General features: G+C 66.1%; 17 protein-coding genes, 2 tRNA genes and 1 rRNA gene. 5 read left to right on the top strand and 15 right to left on the bottom strand.

The window, feature by feature from the left end; all coding sequences use genetic code 11:
- Positions 1 to 260: 260 nt before the first annotated feature.
- The 4 genes from P7V53_RS29160 to ptsP all read right to left on the bottom strand — a co-directional run bounded on the left by P7V53_RS29160 (position 261) and on the right by ptsP (position 4,293).
- Positions 261 to 336, bottom strand: a tRNA-Ala gene (locus tag P7V53_RS29160).
- 7 nt (positions 337 to 343) lie between these two features.
- Positions 344 to 420, bottom strand: a tRNA-Ile gene (locus tag P7V53_RS29165).
- 153 nt (positions 421 to 573) lie between these two features.
- A 16S ribosomal RNA gene (locus P7V53_RS29170) occupies positions 574 to 2,102 on the bottom strand.
- A 382-nt stretch (positions 2,103 to 2,484) separates the two neighbouring features.
- On the bottom strand, positions 2,485 to 4,293 hold the full coding sequence (ptsP, locus tag P7V53_RS29175; RefSeq protein WP_280152986.1) for a phosphoenolpyruvate--protein phosphotransferase: 1,809 nt from the start codon (positions 4,291 to 4,293) through the stop codon (positions 2,485 to 2,487).
- Positions 4,294 to 4,433: 140 nt separating this feature from the next.
- Here ptsP and P7V53_RS29180 point away from each other — a divergent pair, with 140 nt between their 5' ends.
- Positions 4,434 to 5,279, top strand: coding sequence for a GNAT family N-acyltransferase (locus P7V53_RS29180; protein WP_280156642.1), 846 nt, complete (start codon positions 4,434 to 4,436; stop codon positions 5,277 to 5,279).
- A gap of 17 nt (positions 5,280 to 5,296) precedes the next feature.
- On the opposite strand, the gene P7V53_RS29185 is transcribed toward P7V53_RS29180, so the two are convergent.
- The 4 genes from P7V53_RS29185 to P7V53_RS29200 are packed head-to-tail and all read right to left on the bottom strand — an operon-like array spanning position 5,297 to position 7,858.
- Complete coding sequence (locus tag P7V53_RS29185; RefSeq protein ID WP_280152987.1) at positions 5,297 to 5,566, bottom strand: HPr family phosphocarrier protein; 270 nt, start codon at positions 5,564 to 5,566, stop codon at positions 5,297 to 5,299.
- On the bottom strand, positions 5,535 to 5,993 hold the full coding sequence (locus P7V53_RS29190; RefSeq protein ID WP_280152988.1) for a PTS fructose transporter subunit IIA: 459 nt from the start codon (positions 5,991 to 5,993) through the stop codon (positions 5,535 to 5,537). The genes P7V53_RS29185 and P7V53_RS29190 overlap by 32 nt, the downstream gene beginning before the upstream one ends.
- Positions 5,994 to 6,029: 36 nt before the next feature.
- Positions 6,030 to 7,301 (bottom strand): MFS transporter, encoded by a 1,272-nt coding sequence (locus tag P7V53_RS29195; RefSeq protein WP_280152989.1) that lies wholly within the window; start codon positions 7,299 to 7,301, stop codon positions 6,030 to 6,032.
- Positions 7,298 to 7,858: a hypothetical protein gene (locus tag P7V53_RS29200; protein ID WP_280152990.1), complete on the bottom strand. Its 561-nt coding sequence runs from the start codon at positions 7,856 to 7,858 to the stop codon at positions 7,298 to 7,300. Before P7V53_RS29200 ends, P7V53_RS29195 begins: the two co-directional genes overlap by 4 nt.
- On the opposite strand from P7V53_RS29200, the gene P7V53_RS29205 reads away from it, so the two are divergent.
- The 3 genes from P7V53_RS29205 to P7V53_RS29215 all read left to right on the top strand — a co-directional run bounded on the left by P7V53_RS29205 (position 7,857) and on the right by P7V53_RS29215 (position 11,166).
- A complete protein-coding gene (locus P7V53_RS29205; protein WP_280152991.1) occupies positions 7,857 to 9,101 on the top strand; it encodes a CaiB/BaiF CoA-transferase family protein in 1,245 nt (414 codons plus the stop codon). The two genes, P7V53_RS29200 and P7V53_RS29205, sit on opposite strands and share 2 nt — an antisense overlap.
- Complete coding sequence (locus tag P7V53_RS29210; RefSeq protein ID WP_280152992.1) at positions 9,101 to 9,808, top strand: alpha/beta fold hydrolase; 708 nt, start codon at positions 9,101 to 9,103, stop codon at positions 9,806 to 9,808. Before P7V53_RS29205 ends, P7V53_RS29210 begins: the two co-directional genes overlap by 1 nt.
- Before the next feature lie 224 nt (positions 9,809 to 10,032).
- Entirely contained in the window at positions 10,033 to 11,166 is a 1,134-nt protein-coding gene (locus P7V53_RS29215; protein WP_280152993.1) for a hypothetical protein, read from the top strand.
- Positions 11,167 to 11,168: 2 nt separating this feature from the next.
- On the opposite strand, the gene P7V53_RS29220 is transcribed toward P7V53_RS29215, so the two are convergent.
- Positions 11,169 to 12,530, bottom strand: coding sequence for an ATP-grasp domain-containing protein (locus P7V53_RS29220; RefSeq protein WP_280152994.1), 1,362 nt, complete (start codon positions 12,528 to 12,530; stop codon positions 11,169 to 11,171).
- Positions 12,531 to 12,569: 39 nt separating this feature from the next.
- Positions 12,570 to 13,253 carry a DUF4197 domain-containing protein gene (locus P7V53_RS29225; RefSeq protein WP_280156643.1) on the bottom strand — a complete coding sequence of 228 codons (684 nt, stop codon included), beginning with the start codon at positions 13,251 to 13,253 and terminating at the stop codon, positions 12,570 to 12,572.
- A 12-nt stretch (positions 13,254 to 13,265) separates the two neighbouring features.
- Here P7V53_RS29225 and P7V53_RS29230 point away from each other — a divergent pair, with 12 nt between their 5' ends.
- Positions 13,266 to 13,775, top strand: a complete 510-nt coding sequence (locus tag P7V53_RS29230) for a TlpA disulfide reductase family protein (protein WP_280152995.1) — start codon at positions 13,266 to 13,268, stop codon at positions 13,773 to 13,775.
- Positions 13,776 to 13,779: 4 nt separating this feature from the next.
- Here P7V53_RS29230 and P7V53_RS29235 read toward each other — a convergent pair whose 3' ends face one another.
- The 5 genes from P7V53_RS29235 to P7V53_RS29255 all read right to left on the bottom strand — a co-directional run bounded on the left by P7V53_RS29235 (position 13,780) and on the right by P7V53_RS29255 (position 17,704).
- A complete protein-coding gene (locus P7V53_RS29235; protein WP_280152996.1) occupies positions 13,780 to 14,679 on the bottom strand; it encodes a hypothetical protein in 900 nt (299 codons plus the stop codon).
- A 65-nt stretch (positions 14,680 to 14,744) separates the two neighbouring features.
- Entirely contained in the window at positions 14,745 to 15,740 is a 996-nt protein-coding gene (lipA, locus tag P7V53_RS29240) for a lipoyl synthase (RefSeq protein WP_280152997.1), read from the bottom strand.
- A 56-nt stretch (positions 15,741 to 15,796) separates the two neighbouring features.
- Positions 15,797 to 16,441 (bottom strand): lipoyl(octanoyl) transferase LipB, encoded by a 645-nt coding sequence (gene lipB, locus P7V53_RS29245; protein WP_280156644.1) that lies wholly within the window; start codon positions 16,439 to 16,441, stop codon positions 15,797 to 15,799.
- Between the two features lie 65 nt (positions 16,442 to 16,506).
- A complete protein-coding gene (locus P7V53_RS29250; RefSeq protein ID WP_280152998.1) occupies positions 16,507 to 16,782 on the bottom strand; it encodes a DUF493 family protein in 276 nt (91 codons plus the stop codon).
- Positions 16,783 to 16,828: 46 nt separating this feature from the next.
- Positions 16,829 to 17,704, bottom strand: a complete 876-nt coding sequence (locus P7V53_RS29255; protein ID WP_280152999.1) for a D-amino acid aminotransferase — start codon at positions 17,702 to 17,704, stop codon at positions 16,829 to 16,831.
- Between the last annotated feature and the right edge of the window lie 7 nt (positions 17,705 to 17,711).

Genomic DNA, 17,711 nt, shown 5'->3' on the forward strand with positions numbered 1-17,711 from the left:
GCCTCCCGCTCTCACGAGCACAGAAGCATCGTCAAGGACTGGTTGAGTATTCGCGTTATGCCGTCTTCAATACTCTTTCGAGTTGAAGTCTTGTTGACGCAATCAAAATGTTGTCGGCGGCACGGTCCGCATGAAGCGGTTTCCGCCGACAACGCTGATTCGACTCTACGAATTGTTAAAGAACTACAGCCGATTCTTTCGAATCACTGACGCAAGCCGCCACGCGCCGGCTTGCGTCAGTGTGTCCGGACGATTAGTGTTGGTGGAGGATGACGGGATCGAACCGACGACCCCCTGCTTGCAAAGCAGGTGCTCTCCCAGCTGAGCTAATCCCCCATGAAGATGGTGGGTCTGGTTGGTCTCGAACCAACGACCCCCGCCTTATCAAGACGGTGCTCTAACCAACTGAGCTACAGACCCTTCACGCTTGTTGTGAAGCGTCCGGGTTGCGGTTCTTGGCCAGCCAGGTGCCAAAGCACGAAGCTGTTCAGTGCTCAGCCGGCTCACTTTCACACGCTGTGTTCAACTACAGCCGATAAGTGTGGGCGCAAGAAATTGAGTGCAGTTTTCCAGAAAGGAGGTGATCCAGCCGCACCTTCCGATACGGCTACCTTGTTACGACTTCACCCCAGTCACGAACCCTGCCGTGGTAATCGCCCTCCTTTCGGTTAGGCTAACTACTTCTGGCAGAACCCGCTCCCATGGTGTGACGGGCGGTGTGTACAAGACCCGGGAACGTATTCACCGCGGCAAGCTGATCCGCGATTACTAGCGATTCCGACTTCACGCAGTCGAGTTGCAGACTGCGATCCGGACTACGACCGGTTTTCTGAGATTAGCTCCCCCTCGCGGGTTGGCAGCCCTCTGTACCGGCCATTGTATGACGTGTGTAGCCCTACCCATAAGGGCCATGATGACCTGACGTCATCCCCACCTTCCTCCGGTTTGTCACCGGCAGTCTCATTAGAGTGCCCTTGCGTAGCAACTAATGATAAGGGTTGCGCTCGTTGCGGGACTTAACCCAACATCTCACGACACGAGCTGACGACGGCCATGCAGCACCTGTGTCCTGGCTCTCTTTCGAGCACTCCCACATCTCTGCGGGATTCCAGGCATGTCAAGGGTAGGTAAGGTTTTTCGCGTTGCATCGAATTAAACCACATCATCCACCGCTTGTGCGGGTCCCCGTCAATTCCTTTGAGTTTCAACCTTGCGGCCGTACTCCCCAGGCGGTCAACTTCACGCGTTAGCTTCGTTACTGAACAGCAAGCCGTCCAACAACCAGTTGACATCGTTTAGGGCGTGGACTACCAGGGTATCTAATCCTGTTTGCTCCCCACGCTTTCGTGCATGAGCGTCAGTGCAGGCCCAGGGGATTGCCTTCGCCATCGGTGTTCCTCCGCATATCTACGCATTTCACTGCTACACGCGGAATTCCATCCCCCTCTGCCGCACTCCAGCCATGCAGTCACAAATGCAGTTCCCAGGTTAAGCCCGGGGATTTCACATCTGTCTTGCAAAGCCGCCTGCGCACGCTTTACGCCCAGTAATTCCGATTAACGCTTGCACCCTACGTATTACCGCGGCTGCTGGCACGTAGTTAGCCGGTGCTTATTCTTCAGGTACCGTCATTACGCCGAGGTATTAGCTCAGCGCGTTTCTTCCCTGACAAAAGCGGTTTACAACCCGAAGGCCTTCTTCCCGCACGCGGCATGGCTGGATCAGGCTTTCGCCCATTGTCCAAAATTCCCCACTGCTGCCTCCCGTAGGAGTCTGGGCCGTGTCTCAGTCCCAGTGTGGCTGGTCGTCCTCTCAGACCAGCTACAGATCGTCGGCTTGGTAGGCCTTTACCCCACCAACTACCTAATCTGACATCGGCCGCTCCAATAGCGCGAGGTCTTGCGATCCCCCGCTTTCACCCGTAGGTCGTATGCGGTATTAATCCGGCTTTCGCCGGGCTATCCCCCACTACTGGGCACGTTCCGATGTATTACTCACCCGTTCGCCACTCGTCGCCAGGTTGCCCCGCGTTACCGTTCGACTTGCATGTGTAAGGCATGCCGCCAGCGTTCAATCTGAGCCAGGATCAAACTCTTCAGTTCGATCTTGAATTACTGCTCAAAGAATTGAAGTGAACTTCACTTCAGTGAGCGTTTAAGGTCATGAGACCTTGAGTCTTGCGACTCTTGGCACTCGCCTTCAAACGCCCACGCTTATCGGCTGTTAGTTTTTAAAGAGCGTCGCCTTGCGGCGGTTGCTGATCAACTTGCTGTTGTCAGCGAAGAAAGCGATTCTGACATGTTTTTTAAACCCTTGTCAAGCGCTCGGCTTTCTCGTTCTTCGCTGCTTGTGAGAATCCTTCGATTCCCCTACTGCCTTTCAGCAACCCCGGCGTCGATTTTTCGTCGACCGCCGTCATCAGCGAAGACAGCGACTATAGCACCATTTTTGAAGCCGGCGCAAGAAGGCTGCGTGTACTCGTCCTCAGACGGCCAGCATGGCCGCTGCGCCGCTCGGTGCGCCGCTTATTACGGCGTGCAGCTCCGCGCACACGGCCTGCGGATCCTCCGCGTGGAGGATCTGCTCCAGCCGCGCTGCCCAACGACGCGCATCCGTCCGTAGCACCCGCTGCTTGATCGCCGAGATCTGCGAAGGATGCATCGAGAAGCTTCTCAGCCCCATGGCCAGCAGCAACTCAGTGAACGCAGGGTCGCCCGCCATTTCACCGCATACGCTGACGTTCTTTCCCGCCGCACGGGCTTGCGCGATGGTTTGAGCGACGAGCTTCAGCACCGCCGGGTGCCAGGGGTCGTAAAGGTGCGCGACCGTCTCGTCCGCGCGGTCGATGGCCAGCGTGTACTGGATCAGGTCGTTGGTGCCTATCGAGACGAAGTCGAATATCCGCAGGAGGCTCGGCAGAATCAGGGCTGCCGCCGGCACTTCCACCATCGCGCCGACCTCGATGTCGGTATAGGCGCGGCCTGCTTCGGCGAGCTGCTGCTTCGCCCGCGCCAGCGCCTCCAACGTATGTCGCGCCTCGCTGACGTGCGCGACCATCGGAACAAGCAGCCGGACCTTCCCGTAGGCGCTGGCGCGAAGCACTGCGCGCAGCTGTTGCCGGAACATCGCGGGCTCCGACAAGCTCCAGCGAATCGCACGCAGTCCGAGCGCCGGATTGAGCGCATGCTCATGCCGCAGTTCGTTGACCGACATGCGATCCAGCGGCTTGTCGGCCCCGATGTCGACAGTTCGGATCGTGACGGGCATGCCGTTCATTGCCTCGACCGCTGCCCGGTAGGCCTCGAACTGCTCGTCCTCGCCCGGCAGCTCGCCGTCGCGGTTCATGAAGAGGAACTCGCTGCGGAAGAGTCCGACGCCGACTGCACCTGCCTCCACTGCGACGGGCGCATCCTGCGGCAACTCGATGTTGGCCAGCAACTCCACCCGCTCGCCGTCGAGCGTGATGGCCGGCGTATGGCGCAGTCGGGACAGTCGCGCCCTCTCCAGTTCGCTCTGCCGCTGACGGAACCGATATTCCTCCAGCACGATCGGCGAAGGATTGACGATGACGATGCCGGCATCGCCATCGATCACCAGCCAATCGTCCTGACGGATGATGCGGCTGGCCTCCCGCGCACCGACGACCGCGGGGATGTCCAGGCTGCGCGCGACGATGGCGGTGTGCGAGGTGCGACCGCCCACGTCGGTGACGAAGCCGGTGAATACGCTGCGCTTGAACTGCAGCATGTCGGCCGGCGCGATGTCGTTGGCCACCAGCACGAGTGGATCCTCGCCACCGAAGTCACGCGTGGCGGAAGCCGGCCCGGGTGCCGGCGCGAACGACGAGGAAGGCCCGCGCGACATGGCGCGCAGCAGCCGCTCGACGACCTGCTCCAGGTCAGCCTTGCGCTCGCGCAGGTAGTCGTCTTCCATTTCGTCGAACTGCCGCGCCAGCACTTCGAACTGCGCCGAGAGCGCCCATTCGGCGTTGTAGTGCCGATCGACGATCCACTGCTTGGTGGCGCCGGTCAGCACCTCGTCGTGCAACAGCATCAGATGCACGTCAAGCAGGGCCGGTAGCTCGGCCGGCGCTTCGTGCGGCAGATCGCGCTTCAGCGCCATCAGTTCGCCGGCGACCGCGTCGCGCGCGACCCGCAGGCGAGAGATCTCGTCCTCCACCTTGCTGTCGTCGATGAAGTAGTGAGCGACGTCGACGCGGCTCGATGCCACGAGCACGGCGCGGCCAATCGCGACGCCGCGAGAGACCGGCAAACCGAACACCTGGATGCTCATGCAGCCATGCTAGCAGTGCCAGACGCCATGGGGCTTGCGGGTTGTCACGGCGTCATGGGCGCTGTCATCCCCTGGTCACCCCTGGTTCACGACCGCGTCATCCTGCGGCTCCAGCATCCACGGAACCAATGGAGAACCTGATGAGGGAACTGCCTCTGCCGACGATGCCGCTGTCCGACCTGCGCGCGCCCGCGCCACGGAGGTCACTTCACCCGCGCTCGGCGTCCCTCGACCTTGCCGGCAATGACAAGGCTCGGTTTGAAGTGGTTTGGGCTCGCAACGACGATGATGTTCGGCAAGCCCAGCAGCTGAGGTACGTGGTTTTCGCCGATGAGATGGGTGCGCGGCTGTCGGTGCCTCAGGGCTCGCCCGCCGGTCACGACATCGACATGTTCGATCCGTATTGCGAGCATCTCCTCGTGCGCGCGGCCGCCGCAGACGGCCAATCCGGCCCCGTGATCGGCACCTACCGCGTCCTGACTCCCGCCGCCGCCAAGCGGGTCGGCGGCCTGTACAGCGACACCGAATTCGACCTGACGCGATTGCGCCCGCTGCGCGGCAAGATGGTGGAGCTCGGCCGATCCTGCGTGCACCCTGCTTGGCGCTCGGGCGGCGCGATCCTGGCCTTATGGGGAGCGCTGGCCGAGTTCATGGTGCGCAACGAGCTCGACACGATGATCGGATGCGCCAGCGTCAGCATGCGCGACGGCGGTCACGTGGCGGCAAGTCTCTGGGAGCAGTTGCGCAAGACGCACCTGGCGCCGATCGAGTGGCAGGTTCGCCCCCGGTTGCCGCTGCCCGTGGAGGAGCTGCAAACCGATCTGCTGGTCGAGGCACCGGCGCTGATCAAGGGCTATCTCCGCTGCGGCGCAAAGGTGCTGGGCCCGCCCGCGTGGGATCCTGATTTCAACACCGCGGACCTGCCGATGATGATGCGCATCGCGGATCTCCCGATGCGCTATCGCAAGCACTTCCTCGGCGACTGAACACCGAGGTGGGCGCTTCACTCGCCTTCGCCGAACTTGTCGTTGATCAGACGGGTGATGGCGTCCATCGCCAGCTGCTCGTCCTCGCCCTCGGTTTCGATCTCGATCTCGGACCCGAGCCCCGCTGCCAGCATCATCACGCCCATGATGCTCTTGGCGTTGACGCGGCGGCCGTTTCGACTCATGAAGACTTCGCTCCTGAAACCGGTGGCCAGCTTGGTGAGCTTGGCCGAAGCCCGTGCATGCAGGCCAAGCTTATTGCTGATGGTGATGCTGGTTTTGATCATTGGCACCTGGTTTGTAGGCCTGATTCTGCGGCCGTGAGGTCGCGACCTGCATGACTCCCTGCGTGGCGCCGGCCATCGCCCGCGCCACCAGCATGTCGAGGCTGTCATCCGCATAGCACAGCGAACGCCACAGCATCGGTACGTTCACGCCGGCAATGACCTTGACCTGAGCGCCCTCCACGCTGCTGGCCAGACGCTGCGCGACGTTGCAGGGGGTGGCGCCGAAAACGTCGGTGAAGATGAGCGCCTCGGGATTGCGCACACGTCCCAGAAGATCGCGCGCCTGTGCCTCGATGTCCTCGACCTGCATCTCGGGGGACACGTCGAGCGCTTCCAGCATGCGACCGCACTCCGGGAAGGTGTGGCTCGCCACCGCTTTCAGCGATGACGCCAGCGGCGCGTGGGCGATGATCAGCAGTCCCGGCATGGTGGATCGATTATCGGCAGTTGCTTGGGCCCCGGCTCAGGGTGCCCCCGGTGCGGTGCGGTCATCGCCACGCAAAAACCACACATACGACGCCACGCAGCACAGTGTCAACAACGCGAAAGCCCCCTGGAACGACGACTCGATGCCCCACCCGAGCGCCTTGAATCCGTCGATCGCCAGCCCGATGCCCCACTGCAGCAGGAAGACCCCCACGAAGATGAGCAGGTTGTACGCCGACAGCGCGCGCCCGGCCAGTGCCGTGGGAAACGCCTGCGCGACGGCCGGCTGGGACAGCGACACCACCGTGCTGCTGACGCAGAACGCGCCCCATGCCCACGCGGTTGCGCCGCTGCCGAGCAGCACGGCGGTGGCCAGCACCGCCAGACACAGCGGCGTGCCGCGGGCAATGAGGCGCTGCGCCGTCCACCCGCGGGCATAGAGGCGCGGCACGACGACGCCCCAGCTCATGAAACTGAGCAGCATCGCGACATTGATCCCGAACAGCCCGCGGGCCGCCTGCTGCGCAGTGAAGCCGCATACCTGCACCATCCATGGACCGGCCCAGAGCGACTGCACCGCCACCATGCCGCCGTATTGAAAGAAGGCCATGGGTGCGAAGCGCCGGAAAGTCGGGTGGCGGAACACCCCGCCATAGCCTGCCAGTGCGCCGTCCGACCGGCGCGAGGACGACGGGGCCGGCGCGTCCGAGGGCACCAGCCAGGCGATGGTGGCAATGGCCACGGCGAACAACAAGGCAAGGGCCCAGAAGAGCGCGCGCCAGCCGACGAGCGGCAGCAGCCACTGCACCGGGAGCGTCGATGCGACCATGCCGAGCGAGCCGGTCATCAGCATCCAGGAGTTCGCTCGCATCTGTGCGGTGGCCCCGAAGCTGCGCCGAAAGGTCGTCATCGGCGCCATGAGGCAGGCGCTGACGCCGACCCCGATGAGCGCACGCGCGACGGTGAGGCCGAGGAAGCTGCGCGCCAACGCAAACGCCGCGCATCCGAGGACCGCCACGGCGATGAACACGAGGAGAACGCGCCGCGGCCCAAAGCGGTCGAGCGCGCCGCCGAGCGGCAGCTGCATGAACGCGAAGCCGAAAAAATAGGCGCCTGCCAGCAAGCCGAGGTCGCCGGCGTTGAGGTCGAGCTCGGCACTGAATTCGGGTGCCAGGGTCGCCGTGACGCCACGCACCAGCGCCGAAAAGAAGTATGCGAAGGCGAAGCTGAGGAACATCAGCGTCGCCGTGCGCATGGGCACCGACGACGAGGCGGTTGCCGCCGGGTCGAGAGCGATCGGCCGGCTCATGAGCTCAGCTTCAGGCCGCTGAAGAAGGTATCGACGGCCTCTTTGTCGAGCTTGGGCCCGACGATGGTCGCCTGATACACGCGCAAGCCCTTGACGAAGAAGGCAGCTTCCTCTCGCACCGCCTCACCCTGTGCGTCATGACCTTGCATGGTCAGCTTCTCCGCGAGCGGGTTGGGCGTCATGCCGGACACCGACCACGCGCTGCGGGTCGCCGTCTTCGCACCGATGTTGGCCGCCGACGCGCTGCGCATCTCGTTGAGCGCCGTGTTCACGTCGGCAGGATCGCCCAGCAGCGCATAGCCGAGGGCGTACGTGACCGCCTGGGCGGTGCACGAGGCGAGATGCATGCGCACACGGACGCCGGCCAACATCACGTCGCGCGAGGCACGCTGCGGCTTGCAGGGGAACAGCGCAACGGCTTCGCTGTCGACCGGCCTGACTTCGCGCCAGTCGAGCGCAGGCGTGCAGGCCGCCAAGACGAATGCGGCGACACCGCTGCGCCATCTCGGGTCCAGGATCATCGCCTGATTATCTTGGCTGCTCCACAATCGGCTCATGTCCGATCGCGAAGACCCGACTGTGCGTCAGAGCCTGTCCGGTGTGCGGGTGCTCGACCTGTCACGCGTGCTCGCGGGCCCCTGGTGCACGCAGACGCTGGCCGACCTCGGCGCCGACGTCGTCAAGGTAGAACGGCCTCGCAGCGGAGACGACACACGCGGCTGGGGCCCGCCGTTCCTGAAGGACCGCGACGGCGCTGACACCGCCGAAGCGGCGTACTACCTTGGCACCAACCGTAACAAGCGCTCCATCACGGTCGATATCGCGCTGCCCGCCGGACAGGCGCTGATTCGCGACATGGCCACGCGATGCGACGTGTTCGTCGAGAACTTCAAGGTCGGCGACATGGCGCGCTACGGGCTCGACGCGGCGGCACTGTGCGCGCTGAACCCTCGCCTGGTCTATTGCTCGATCACCGGCTTCGGCCAGACGGGGCCGTATCGGGAACGCGCGGGCTACGACTACGCCGTGCAGGCGATGGGCGGGTTGATGAGCGTCACGGGCGAGCGCGACGACTTGCCGGGAGGGGGTCCGCAGAAGGTCGGCGTCGCAGTCGCGGACCTGTTCACCGGCATGTACGCGACCGTCGCCATCCTGGCAGCGCTGCGACACCGCGACGCCACCGGACAGGGGCAGGCCATCGACATGGCGCTGCTCGACACGCAGGTCGCGATGCTCGCCAACCTCGGCGCGAACTACCTCGTGACCGGCGAGGCGCCTCGGCGGATGGGCAACGCGCACCAGAACATCGTGCCGTACCAGGTGTTCGAGGTTGCCGACGGGCACATCATCCTGGCCGTCGGCAACGACGGGCAGTTCGCGAAGTTCTGCGAAGTGGCCGGACTCGCCGGGCTGGCGGCCGATGAGCGCTTCGCGCGCAATGCCGATCGGGTGCGTCACCGCGCCACGCTCGTTCCGATGCTGGCCGAGACGATGAGGCAGCGCACCAAGTCCCGATGGCTCGCGGCGCTCGAAGCCGCGCGCGTGCCGTGCGGTGCGATCAACGAGCTGTCGGACGTGTTCGCCGATCCACAGGTCCGCGCGCGCGGGATGACCGTCGACGTGCCTCATCCGCTCGCGGGCGCGGTGCCGCTGGTCGCCAGCCCACTGAAGCTCTCGGCCACGCCGGTGCAGTATCGGCACGCGCCGCCGCTGCTGGGCGAGCACACCGACGAGGTGCTGCAGGAGTTCGGCATCGGCCACGAGCAACGCCTGTCGCTGCGTGCGCAAGGAGTGATCTGATGGCGGACTTCGTGCTGGTTCACGGCGCCTGGGGAGGCGCCTGGTGCTGGAAGCGTGTGATCCCCGGCCTGTGGCAGGCGGGCCACCGCGCGTTTGCGGTGACGCTCACCGGTGTCGCCGAACGCAGTCACCTGCTGTCGCCGCTGATCACGCTCGACACCCACATCGCCGACGTGCTGTCGGTGATCGAAGCGGAGGAACTGCATCAGGCCGTCCTGGTCGGGCACAGCTACGCCGGCATGGTCGTCACCGGCGTGGCCGACCGCCTTCCCGAGGCGACACGGCTCGGGCGCCTGGTGTACCTGGACGCCGTGGTTCCCCTGCCCGGCGAGAGCTGGTCCAGCGGGCATGCTCGGCAGACGCAGGCAGAGCGCCGACAGGCGATCGCCGAATCGGGCGTCATACCGCCCGCCGATCCGGCACTGTTCGGACTGAGCGGCCACGATCACGCCTGGGTGCAGCGGCGCCAGACGCCGCAGCCCGGCGGTGTCTACGACGCCGGGTTGCCGTTCGAGCCTGTACGGGTGCAACGCTGGCCCCGCAGCTTCATCGACTGCACGTCGCCGGCGTTGGCCACCATTGCGCTGATGCGCCAGCGCGTGCGCGCCGAGCCGGGCTGGCATGTCGTCGAGATCGCGACCGGCCACCTGCCGATGATCAGTGCGCCCGCAGCGCTCCTGGAGACCCTGCTCGCGCTGGCTCGGTAACAGGATGTTCCAAGGCCACGCGGCTGGCGCCGTCGCCCCCCGCCTGGCCTTCCCCCTCACCCAGGGGGATTTCGCAAACGTCAGTGGCACAAGCCCAGCGCAGCGACAACACTGCGCACCGTGACGCGGCCGCGTCCATCCCCGCTGGTGCCACCGGCGGCGCGAAATCGTGCGGACCCGCGCGCCACGCCGGTTGTCGCGTGGACATCAGAACAGGGACACACATGGACATGTCGGACATCAAGCGCGGTACGCCTGCAAGTCAAGGCGCCGCTGCGGACAACTTCGATGGAGAACGTTGGCGCGACCTGGTCAGCACGGTGGGCAGCGAGATCGCGCTGCCGCTCACGTCGGCGCTCGAGCGCATCGAGGCGCTCACCTGCAGCGGCCGCATCGACAAGGCCGGCCTGCGCGCATTGCGCGAGGAGGTCGAAGCCGCACGGCGCGCCAGCATGCTCGCTCAGCAGCTCACGCGATTTGCTTCTGCGCGCCTGCGCCAGTCGCACGAGCGGCTCACGCTGGCCGACACCCTGAAGACCGTGCTGCGCCACCGCGCCCGCGAAACCGAGGCGCGCGGCATCACGCTCAAACCCGCGCTGAAGCCTGCCGACGTGATCGTCGACGCCTCGCTGCTGTTCAGCCTGCTCAACAGCGTGCTCGACTGGAGCCTGTTGCATGCACGTTCAGAGATCGCCTTCGCGGTGGACCTGAAGGCCTGGCCGGCCCATGCTCGGCTGAACTGCCACTTCGCCTACCGACCGGCCGACGAGCCGGCGTTCGTGGCGACCGCCGAGCCTCAGCTGGATTCCCTGGTGTGGCGGCTCATCGAGCAGACCGCGTGGACGATGGGCCTGCCGCTCACCCGCACGGTAGGCCAAGGCCAAGTGCGGCTGGTGATCGAATTCCCGCGCACCGCCGACGACTCGATGGAAGGCATGAGCACGATCGAGCTCGACCAGGGCTTCGGCCTGTCGAGCAACTCCACTTCGCTCGCCGGCAGTCATGTGCTCGTGATCGCATCACGCCGCGAGATGCGGGTGCGCCTGCGCGACTCGATCCGGCACATGGGGCTCATCATCGACCTGGTGGCGTCGGTGGACGAGGCGAAGGACTTCTGCCGCGAGGGTCTGCCGCACGCGATCATCGTCGAAGGCATCCTCAACGGCGAGAAGCTGCGCCAGCTGCGCAGCCAGATCGGCTCCGAGCTGCCCGAGTTCCCGTTCATCGAAATCATCGAGGAAGGCTCGTCGTTCGCAATGTCCGGCTTCGACGGGGCGCCGATGGGACGCGTGGGACGCGATGCGATCGAATCGGCGCTGCCTTCGGTGCTGATGTTCGAGCTGTCGCGGGCGCTTTGATCTCAGTAGGACGACGGCCAGCCGAAACGGGCGCAGACGCGCTCGTAGCGCGTCCGTAGATCGGCCTCGTCGCGGCCGGGCATGTTGAGCACCGCCCAACGGTGCGACCCCAGCCACTTGATCTCCCGCTGCAGCGATGCACCTCGCTTGGGGTACAGCTCCAGCCGGGCCAGCGGCAGCTCGCGGGCCAGCCAATGGAGATCGTCGCGGGAAGGCATGCGCGGGCAGGATGTGCCGTCGAAGCTTCGCCACACGAAGCTCGCCGCCGCGCCGAAGCGCGGGGGTTGCGCGGCCGGTAGCGGCCGGTTCAGCGCCATCGCGAAGCCAAGCTCGTAGGTGTCCACGCCGTGGACCCAGTCGTGCACCTGGGCCAGCTGCGCCGCCAGGCGCGGATTGATCTCGATGAGCTTGAGGCAGCCGTCGGCGGCGACGAAGAACTCGAGATTGAAGAAGCCGTGCACCAGGCCGAAGCCGCGCAGCACGCGCTCGGTGGCGCCAAGCAGGCGAGCATGCAGCGCCGCATCGACCGTGGCCGGCGAGGCAAAGCGCGCAAACGCCATGGTGCCGGGATACATGAGCTCGTCGGCCATGCCCAGGAGGTGGATGCGGCCGCCATGCACGTAGCCGTCCACGTTGATCTGGCGCCCCTCGAGCAGCTCCTCGACCAGCAGGTGGCGCGAGCTGACGCGAAACTGCGGGAAGCGCTTCAGAGCCTGGTTGTGCGGCTCGATCAGCCGGCTGATGATGTGCTTTTCCCAGGGATGGAAGCGCAGGTGCTCGATCAAGTCGGCAGGCGTGTCGCAGCGCCGCGCGAGCACGGAGAACGTCGCCTTCACCGGCTTGACGAACAGCGGGTAGCGCAGGCGCCGCGCATCCTCGGGCGTGATCGTGTACGGGATGAGTTCGAAGTCGGGACACAGCTCGGGCGCGATCTCCCGCAGCCGCACGCGCGCCTCGTACTTGTGCTGGGCCCGCAGCAGGCAGGCCGGGTCGGCGCCGGGCAGCCCCAGGCGCTGCGCGACCAGCGCGGCGGCCAGCGCGCCGAACTGCTCGTTGGAGCTGAACACGGCGTCGATGCGGCCGCGGTAGCGCTCGACCATGCGGTCGACGAAGCGCCACAGGTCGAACCACATCAGCCGGGCGTTGCTCGGAAAGCGGAAAAGATCGAAGCCGTGCTCGTGGAAGCGGTAGCGGCCGCTGCGCGCGTAGCGCGGCAGCAACCGACCGTCCCAGTCGGCGCCGAACAACACCAGCACCCTGGCGGGGCGAGCGGGCAGCGCGACAGGCCGCAACCCGATGTGCCCGCCCAGCGTCGCGGTCTCGGCGAAACGGGCGTTGACGTGCGGCGGGTTCTTCAAGTGCATGGGCGAAGTACGCGCGGTCGCCGGCCTTGGATGCGTGTCCTACCGGATCGCGCCGAACACCCGTTTCAGGATGGCGCTGCCGGTGCCGACCGGATCCTGGCGAATCTTGCGCTCCTCCTCCGCAATGACGACAAACAGGCCATCGAGCGCCTTGCCGGTGACGTACTGCTGCACGTTGGCATCCTGCTCGCGGATCAGCCCGAGCGCGGCCGCCCTGCCCGCGACGGCGTTGTACTTGTCCGCCAGCGCAACCTTCTGCGTGGCACGCGTGACGATGGGCAGGAATCGCACTGCCAGCGGTTCTCGGGTCTTGCGGGCGAAGAACTGCGTCGCCGCGTCCTCGCCGCCGGTGAGGATTTGGCGCGCATCCTCCACGCTCATCGACTTGACCGCCGTTACCAGCAGCGACTTGGCCTCGGGCACAGCCGCCTCGGCGGCGCGGTTCATCGCCGTCTCGAGCTCGTCGATGCGCCGCTGCTGGCCGGCCGCGCGCAGGAACCTGGCCGCGTCGTTCAGATAGCCGGGCAGCGGGATGCGCACCTTGTCGTTGCGAAGGAAGCCGTCGGTTCGGCCGAGCAGCTGCACCGCCGCGACGGCGCCCTTCTCCAGTGCGACCCGGATTCCGGTCGCCGCCTCGCTTTCGCTCAACGCATTCGCCGAGCCGGCGCACAGCCACAGCCCTGCCGAAGCCAACACCCCTGCCGTAAACTCCCGACGTTGCATGGGACCCCTGCGATGAAATTTGCCCGCCATGTTGCTTCCGCCCTCACCGTCTTGGCAATCGGTGTCGGCGCCTACCTCACGTTTCAAAGTGTCGCCGGCCGCGAGACCGCGCCTGCCGTCACGTATACGCTGCTCGACGGCACGACATCCGGCACCACCCAGCTGATCGGCAAGGTGGTGCTGGTGAACTTCTGGGCCACCAGCTGCACGACATGCGTGCACGAGATGCCGCAGATCGCGTCGACGCACGAGAAGTACAAGGCGCGCGGCTACGAGACGGTGGCGGTGGCGATGAGCTACGACCCGCCCGCGTACGTGATCAATTTCGCCGAGACGCGCAAGCTGCCGTTCGGCGTCGCCATAGACAACACCGGCCACATCGCCAAAAGCTTCGGCGACGTGAAGCTCACGCCCACCAGCGTGCTGATCAACAAGCGCGGCGAGATCGTCAAGCGCTTCGTCGGCGAGCCCGATTTCGCCAAGCTGCACGAGCTGGTGGAGAAGCTGCTGGCCGAGGCCTGAGCGCTCAGGCGTAGAACAGCCACCAGACGAACAGCAGCAGCGCCGCCGCGGCAGCCACCGTCCACGGCCGCTCGCGCAGGTCGTCCCAGAACGCTCCGCCGCCGGATTCGTCCACCGCGTCGGCCTCGGCTTGCATCTGCCGCGCGAACTCGCGCCTGCGCGATACATCGCCTTCCAGCTGCAGCAGGCGACGCGCGCGGACATGCGGTGCCGGCGAACGCGCATGCGAGCGCAGCGCGTCCTCGAGCGCGCTGACCGCCCGATGCGCCTGGCTCAGCTGGGCCACCGCCAGGGTCGCACCGCATTGCTCGCACTGCGCCGACACGCCCGGCGGCAGCGGCGCGCCGCACGCCAGGCATTCGAGCGCGACATGGCGGGCCGCCACGCCGTGCACTGCATGGCCTTCGGTCGCGCCTTCGGGGTCGAGGGCGGCGGCCAGGCGCGCGACGTCGACCATTCCGGGCGAGGCATCGCAATAGGTGCAGCGCGCATCCGACGGCCCCACGGCCGCCCCACAGTTCAGGCAATGCAAGCTCCCGCGCCGTGTCAGTGCGGCCCGATCGGCCGACGACAGCGGGCGCACCAGTCCCTTCTCGGAGAGGAACTGCGCGAAGGTCTGATAAGCGCCGTGCCGCCTCCGGCATTCGAGTTGCAGCGTGGGGCCCCAGCGCGAGCGGTTGTGGATCGGCTTCAATGCGCCGGCGCATCGGGGGCAGCGTGCATCCGGGTCGAGCACGTGATGCGCTTGCCGCTGAGCCTCTGTCATCTCACCCAGCAGCGCCAGCAGGCCCGTGCCGGTGAGCCGCACCGACTCGACGGTGTCGAACCACACCAGGTGGCAAGGCGCGCACAGGTCGATCTCGACACGCTGGCCGTAATGGCCGTCGAGCGTCAGGCGCCGCATCGGGCGCCGGCAATTCCCGCAGCTCAGCGTGTCCGCTGCGACGGGAGTCCCGGCCTGGCTGGCGCTCAGTTCACGGCATCCGCCACGCCCGCCGCATGTGCCTGCTGGTCGGCGTGGTAGCTCGAGCGCACCAGGGCGCCCACGGCGGCGTGACTGAAGCCCATCGTCTCGGCTTCGCGCTCGAACATCCTGAAGGTGTCCGGATGCACGTAGCGGCGCACGGGCAGATGGTGACCGCTGGGCGCCAGGTATTGGCCGATGGTGAGCATGTCGATGCCGTGCTCGCGCATGTCGCGCATCACCTGCAGGATCTCCTCGTCCGTTTCGCCCAGTCCGACCATCAGGCCGCTCTTGGTCGGCACCCCGGGCGCGAACTCCTTGAAGCGTTTCAGCAGGTTGAGCGAGAACATGTAGTCCGAGCCCGGCCGCGCCTCCTTGTACAGGCGGGGGATGGTCTCGAGGTTGTGGTTCATCACGTCGGGCGGGGCGGCCTTCAGGATGTCGAGCGCGCGGTCCATTCGGCCGCGGAAGTCGGGCGTCAGGATCTCGATGCGCGTGGCGGGCGACAGCTCGCGCACCCGGCGGATGCACTCGACGAAGTGCCCGGCGCCGCCATCGCGCAAGTCATCGCGGTCGACGCTCGTGATGACGACGTACTTGAGCTTCAGCGCCGCGATCGTCCGGGCGAGGTTGAGCGGCTCGTCCGCATCCAGCGGATCGGGCCGGCCGTGGCCCACGTCGCAGAACGGGCAGCGGCGGGTGCACTTGTCGCCCATGATCATGAAGGTGGCCGTGCCCTTGCCAAAGCATTCGCCGATGTTCGGACACGACGCTTCCTCGCAGACCGTGTGCAGCTTGTGCTCGCGCAGGATCTGCTTGATCTCGTAGAAGCGGGTGGTCGGCGAGCCGGCACGCACGCGGATCCAGTCGGGCTTCTTCAGCGTCTCGGCGGCCACGACCTTGATCGGGATTCGCGCCGTCTTCGCCTGGGCCTTCTGCTTGGCGGTGGCGTCGTAGCTGGCGGCGTCCTGGGCCTGGTGGGTCACGTTGTCGGTCGACATCGGCTGGCTTTCTGCTGCTGAGGGCGAGCCGGGGACATGTCCGGGCGACATCCGACTCAAGGGCCCAGGTGCGAGGCCAGCCTGTCGCCAAGCCGCCGGGCCACCGTGGCCCACTCCGTGGAAACCCCGAGTGTAGCGAGGTCGACCGTTTTCAGCCCTTCGTAGCCGCACGGATTGATCCATGTGAAGGGTTGCAGATCCATCGCGACGTTGAGGGCGACGCCGTGATAGGTGCAGTGGCGGGTCACCTTGATGCCGAGGGCGGCGATCTTCCCCACCCCAGCGAACGGATCCCCAACCGCCGCACGCACGCCCTCGCGATCGCGCGGCGCACGAGCATCGACCGGCGCGTGCCCGAAGGGATCGTCCAGCCTCACGTAGATTCCCGGCGCACCGGGCACCCGGTGGCCCGTGACACCGTCGGCTTCCAGCGTCTTGATGACGCAATGCTCGAGCCGGTAGACGTATTCCTTCACGTAGATGCCCAGCCGCTTCAAATCGATGAGCGGGTAGGCCACGACCTGGCCCGGGCCGTGGAACGTGACCTGGCCGCCGCGGTTGGTGGCGATCACCGGGATGCCGTGCGCGTTCAGTACATGCTCCTGGCGGCCGGCGATGCCCTGCGTGTAGACCGGCGCGTGCTCGCACAGCCAGATCTCGTCGGTCGTCTCGTCGTCGCGGCTTTCCGTGAAGCGGCGCATCGCCTCGACCGTCGCCGCGTAGTCGACCCGGCCGAGCAGCTTGACGACGGGCGGCCCGGCGGGCTTCACAGCACGACTTTCACCATGGGGTGCGTGCTGAGCGTGCGATACAGCTCATCGAGCTGCTCGCGGCTGGTGGCCGTGATGGTGATGGTCAGTCCCAGGTAGGTGTTGCCCCGGCTCGGTCGCCTCTCCATGCTGGCTGGATCGAAGCCGGGATCGAAGGCCTGCGCCACCCGGGCGATGGCCTCGGCGAATCCGTCGGCATTGAGCCCCATGACCTTGATCGGGAAGCGCGAGGGGTACTCGATCAGCGACTGCTCGGGGGGAATGTCTTTCATCGTCGTCGTCATCCGGACCAGATGGGGCCCGCGGGCGCGATCTCAATCAGATGGACTGGATCGTCTTGGCTCGCTGGTAGGCCTCGTGCAGGCGTGCATACACTGGACCGGGCTTGCCGCGCAGGGCCCCGTGGCCCACGGGGTCGCCATCGAGTGTGGTCACCGGAAGGATTTCCTTCGTGGCCGAGCTGATCATCAGTTCGTCCGCCGCCAGCACCTCCGCCTCCGGAATCGGGCGGAGGTTGTAGGCGATGCCCTCTTCCTCGCACAGCTCGCGGATCAGGTCATAGCGGATGCCTTCGAGCACGTGCTCGCTCTTGGGCGCGCCCAGCACGGCGCCTTCGTGCACGACCCAGACGTTGCTCGCCGAGGCCTCGGTGAGGAACCCGCCGCGGAACATGACGGTCTCGTAGGCACCGCGATCCGCGGATATCTGGCGCGCCAGCACGTTGCCCAGCAGCGAGATGGACTTGATGTCGGCCCGCTCCCAGCGGAAGTCGCGCGCGGTCACGCAGGCCACGCCCTGGTGGCGCTGCTCGGGCGTCGGGTGCTTCATGGGCGTGGCCATCATGAACACCGTCGGCTCGATGTCGGCGGGCATCACGTGATCGCGCAACGCCACGCCGCGGGTGACCTGCACGTAGACGACCTGGTCCTCGGCCGGCTGCGCCGCCATCAGCTTGCGGCAGCGCTCCAGCCACTCGGCACGCGTGTGCGGGTTGGCGATACGGACCTTCCCGAGGCTGCGCGTCAGGCGGGCCAGGTGCTCGTCGAATCGGAACAGCTTGCGGCCGTACACCGGGACGACGTCGTAAACGCCGTCACCGAAGATGAAACCGCGGTCCAGAACCGGCACTTTCGCCTGGGCGAGCGAGGTGTATTCGCCGTTCAGGTAGCACAGGATGTCGGGGATGGTCTGCATCGCGCCT

Origin of the sequence: Piscinibacter sp. XHJ-5 (assembly GCF_029855045.1) — a bacterium.
GTDB lineage: Bacteria > Pseudomonadota > Gammaproteobacteria > Burkholderiales > Burkholderiaceae_C > Albitalea.